Origin of the sequence: Pseudorhodoplanes sp. (assembly GCF_035565795.1) — a bacterium.
Taxonomy (GTDB): domain Bacteria; phylum Pseudomonadota; class Alphaproteobacteria; order Rhizobiales; family Xanthobacteraceae; genus Pseudorhodoplanes.
In genome coordinates this window covers 1-2,395 of sequence record NZ_DATMRV010000133.1, presented here as the reverse complement: position 1 = coordinate 2,395, position 2,395 = coordinate 1, and the positions used below count along the sequence as shown (strand labels likewise).

Here is a 2,395-nt window from a genome sequence, read left to right as displayed (position 1 = left end):
GCCTCACCTGGAGGAAAAGCGGCGCATGGGCATTATCTGGACGATCATCATCGGCTTTATCGCGGGCGTCATCGCGAAATTCATCATGCCGGGCGACAATGAGCCCAAGGGCTTTATCCTGACGACCATCCTCGGCATCGTCGGTGCGTTCGTCGCCACCTATCTCGGGCAGGCTATCGGCTGGTACCAGGCCGGACAGGGCGCGGGGCTCATCGGAGCAGTCGTGGGTTCCATCATCCTGCTGCTGATCTGGGGCATGGTGACCAAAAACCGGGCCTGAACGCGGTCACAGTTTACTCCACGCATCCTTTCCGAGACGCGCGACGATCCGGCGCGCGTCCTGCCATTCCCGCCGGCACGACCTTGTGTTGTGCCGGCGCTTGCGAATCCTGCGAAAATTCGTCCCCGTCGTGCGATGATTTGAACCGCATGGCCCTGGCTTGCGACGAATACCAGGCACCGGTGTCGGCGCAGTGCGGACTGCTGCACGTGCGCCTGTGCAAGGCCGGCAGAGGGAGGATAATCTTATGAACAAGGTGCTTTCGCAGGCGGCGTCCTTGGCATCCGGAAGCGGCGGGGCCTCCGGCGGCGGCCGCGGTCGCAACATCGCCGTCGTGATCGGCATCGGCCTTCTTGCGTTGCTCGGCCTCTCGATCGTGCTCGGGAGCTGGTACACGATCGATCAGCGCGAACGCGGCGTCATCCTGCGCAACGGCAAGCTGATCGGCATCGCAACGCCGGGGCTCGGCTTCAAGCTGCCCTTCTTCGACAGCATCGTGAAAATCTCGCTGGAAACCCAGCGGGCGCGTTTCGACAAGGTCCATTCCTACAGCCGCGACCAGCAGCCGGCCAACCTCGTCATCTCGGTCAATTATCGCGCGACCGAAGACAAGGTCGACGATCTCTATTCGCAGTTCGGCGGCCTGCAGGGCTATGCCGACCGCGTTCTCTTCCCGAAGGTCAATTCGGAAGCCAAAATCGTATTCGGTCAGTTCAACGCCGTCACCGCGATCCAGGAACGCGGCCGGCTCAATTCCGAGGTGATGTCGGCGATCCTCAAGGCGGCCGCCGGCCCGGTCGTCATCGAAGCGGTGCAGATCGAAAATCTCGATTTCAGCAACGAGTACGAGAAGTCGATCGAGCAACGCATGCTGGCCGAGGTCGAGGTGCAGCGGCTTCGTCAGAATGCCGAGCGCGAGAAGGTGCAGGCCGAAATCGTCGTCACCAAAGCAACGGCGGAAGCCAATGCCGTGCGGCAGCGCGCTCAGGCCGAGGCTGACGCCATCAAGCTGCGCGGCGAAGCGGAAGCTTCCGCCATTCGCGCGCGTGGAGCGGCGCTCGGGGACAATCCCAACCTCATCGGCCTCGTGCAGGCCGAGAAATGGGACGGCCGTCTGCCGGTGACGATGCTCCCCGGTGGGGCGGTTCCGATGCTCAATCTCGACGCGCGCACCGTCGCCCCGTCGCCGACTGCCCCGCGGGCGGCCGGCCCGGTGCAGACGCCGGCCACCGCATCGGCTCGCTGAGCCGGACACAAGGCTGAATGCGCCGGGGCCATGGCCTCGGCGCATCTCTTTTTGCGCGAAACCGTCCGCTCGCACTCGAAAGCCAGGCTGGCCGACCACCCGCAGCGAGGGGCTTCCTCGCACCGCGCATACTGTTAGACTTGCCGACATGGACCGCGCCGCAATCCTCGACCAGTCGGCAAAGCTGGAGCGCCACATCGCGCTCGTTGAAGAGGATTTGACCAGGCAACGCGAACTGCTCGCAGAATTGCTGCGGGAAGGTCAGGACGCGACAGCCACGATGGTGCTGTTGCGCCAATTCGAAGACCTTTACACGAGGCTCGTTTCGGACCGCGACCTGGTCCGAAAGCAACTCGATACAACGGCCCGTTGAGCCGAACACGTTTCGACCCCTCGAAGCTCATTGCGTGATTTGCGCCTACGCCGAAGCGTATTCGCGCTGCTGCGGCTCCACCGTGTTCCAGACGCGATCGCCTTCCAGAAATTCGATCGACATCCTCACCGCATTCGCCAGCTCACCCATTTCTCGTTCGAGCCGCGCAAGCGCCGTGAGAATTTCGGCATCCGGCTCCAGATGATGGTCCTGGAGAAATGAGATCCGATTGGCGATGCCGGAGGCCATCAGATCGGCGACAAGCGGATTTGGGTACACGATACGCCCTTTACCGTTACGCAACACAACTGGACTGGGCAGCATCAATGCATACCAGATTGTCGATCCTGCGGCGGCGCGATGGAAATCTCTGTGCACGCGACGTTCATATGAAGACGGCGGTCGTCGCAAAGCGTTGCAATTGCCGATATCCAGCCATTTAGCCGGAACGCCTGCCCCGCGATCTGAGATCGAAAGCGTCAAATTCGTATCGTCA

General features: G+C 62.3%; 4 protein-coding genes. 3 read left to right on the top strand and 1 reads right to left on the bottom strand.

All coding sequences use genetic code 11. From position 1 onward, the window contains the following. Nucleotides 1-25: 25 nt before the first annotated feature. The 3 genes from VNZ93_RS12720 to VNZ93_RS12710 all read left to right on the top strand — a co-directional run bounded on the left by VNZ93_RS12720 (nt 26) and on the right by VNZ93_RS12710 (nt 1,899). Nucleotides 26-280 carry a GlsB/YeaQ/YmgE family stress response membrane protein gene (locus tag VNZ93_RS12720; RefSeq protein WP_325705287.1) on the top strand — a complete coding sequence of 85 codons (255 nt, stop codon included), beginning with the start codon at nt 26-28 and terminating at the stop codon, nt 278-280. 247 nt (nt 281-527) lie between these two features. Next, nucleotides 528-1,526 (top strand): prohibitin family protein, encoded by a 999-nt coding sequence (locus VNZ93_RS12715; protein ID WP_325705284.1) that lies wholly within the window; start codon nt 528-530, stop codon nt 1,524-1,526. Between the two features lie 148 nt (nt 1,527-1,674). Beyond that, on the top strand, nt 1,675-1,899 hold the full coding sequence (locus VNZ93_RS12710; RefSeq protein WP_325705281.1) for a hypothetical protein: 225 nt from the start codon (nt 1,675-1,677) through the stop codon (nt 1,897-1,899). 45 nt (nt 1,900-1,944) lie between these two features. Here VNZ93_RS12710 and VNZ93_RS12705 read toward each other — a convergent pair. Beyond that, a partial coding sequence (locus VNZ93_RS12705) for a hypothetical protein (protein WP_325705278.1) occupies nt 1,945-2,395 on the bottom strand: 451 nt, incomplete at its 5' end.

Bases quoted from the DNA above. Each gene is read 5' to 3' on its own strand.
- VNZ93_RS12710 (WP_325705281.1), top strand. From the start codon at position 1,675: ATGGACCGCGCCGCAATCCTCGACCAGTCGGCAAAGCTGGAGCGCCAC.
- VNZ93_RS12720 (WP_325705287.1), top strand. From the start codon at position 26: ATGGGCATTATCTGGACGATCATCATCGGCTTTATCGCGGGCGTCATC.
- VNZ93_RS12715 (WP_325705284.1), top strand. From the start codon at position 528: ATGAACAAGGTGCTTTCGCAGGCGGCGTCCTTGGCATCCGGAAGCGGC.